This is a genomic window from Oleiphilus sp. HI0123 (genome assembly GCF_001635315.1).
On record NZ_LWGE01001476.1, the window covers coordinates 1 to 1,731 of the forward strand.

The window sequence follows — 1,731 nt, forward strand, 5'->3', positions numbered from 1 at the left end:
CTGAATTTATCCAGTGCACTACATGTATTCTCGGAAAAAATATTTGTGTTGGTTGTTCTAGAGTAATTCTAAGATGTATTGCTGCAATAAAATGATTGGGATTGCGCAATAATGTGCAGAATATAAATATTTGTTTGCAATACCTGGGAAGGTAGGCTATTTTTTATTCAAGCAGTCTACAGAGGATGGGTTATGAGTACGTTGAAAAAGTTGAGGTTGGGGTTGAATCCAAAAAAGAGTCAAGAGGAGATAGCTACCTTAGTAGGTGTGTCTTTATCCATTTACCAAAGAGCTGAAGCTGACCCTGAGAGTGCATCGCCCAAACTATTACTTAGTCTCTGTAAGCTATATGGAGTTACCTTAAATGACCTTCTAACTGACCAAGAGGAAATGGAGGCGCTCAGCATTACACCTCCTTATGTAAATCTATTAAAGCATTCAAGTTTACTTAGGTCTTACTTTAGCAAGCCATCAATATCGACTAATGACGAAACCGAAAACCTAATTGGAAGTTTGCTAAGCAGGCTTTCAGCAGTTGCCAGAAAACCAAATCTTGGTGTCATGGGGCGTTCCGATGCAGGAAAGAGTCATTTCATAAATTACTTGCTAGGAGAAGCAAAGCTTCCTTCAAAGCTACAGCCGACTACCAGTGCTATTACTGTTTTGAAACACATTGAGGATAGACCTGAGACGGTTAAAGATGACGTTCTTATTTTTAACGAACTATGTGACATCTCTTTGTTAGATTCTCCGAGTTACTATGAGCAGAACGACATAATCTATAAGGCTGGCGGTTATGATTTATTGTCTGACGAAATTGTTCATGACCACTTTGAAGAAAAAGAGAGCGACGCTTATAGCTGTGTTGTGTTCATTGATGCACCAATCTTAACAGCATGCAACATTCTCGATGCGCCAGGTTTTTCCAATACAGACTTAGGGAGAGGAGATCGAAGTGATACGACTAAGGCTCTCTCAGTACTAACAATGCTTGACACTCTTGTGTATATGTCTCCCGTAACGGGCTGTATGGATAGTACTGATATAGCGTCTTTGCGTACTGTGATTAAGTCAGTACCTGAACCTCAAAACTTTGATTTGCCTCCAATGAATAATATTTTCTTTGTTGTCAGTCAGGCTTCTGATAACTGGTCAGATGTTCAGTTAGATGAACTAAAGAAAACAGCGGCAACTCGTATCTATAACCATTTTCTCATTAGTGATAATGATGGATTGCTGCATGAAAGAACGAAAGACTATAGCGAACCTATTTCACCTGATACGCTAGCTAGTCGATTCTTTACGTTCTGGGCTGAGTCAGTGGATCGTAGAAAAGATTTGACTGATGAGCTTACAAGCTATCTCCAATCTACTATGCCTTCGATGATTGATGGAAATGTAGATAGAACTCTAGTTGAATTTAAAGAAAAGGGTTGTTCCTATTTATCAGAAAAGATCTCGCAGGCTGAAAATGAGATTATTCAGTTTGAGAATCTGATTACCTCATACAAAGAAGCAATACGTCCTGAAAATGTCGCAGCCAAAACATCAAAAATTGAAAACCTCAGATCTTCACTGCTGACCAGTAAGAAGAAAAAAACTGCTGCACTGAAAATGTTTTCCGAGCGCCTTATTGCTCGGCATAAAGAAGTTGATTATCTAGAAGGGATTATAAAAGACAAATATAAGGATAAGAATGAAGCAAAAGAATATGCCTTCCCTCACATCATG

The 1,731-nt window shown here is 38.8% G+C and carries 1 protein-coding gene; it reads left to right on the forward strand.

Annotated features, from left to right (window positions below):
- Nucleotides 1-192: 192 nt before the first annotated feature.
- The coding region (locus tag A3761_RS19435; protein ID WP_156491963.1) for a dynamin family protein at nucleotides 193-1,731 on the forward strand (1,539 nt) is incomplete at its 3' end.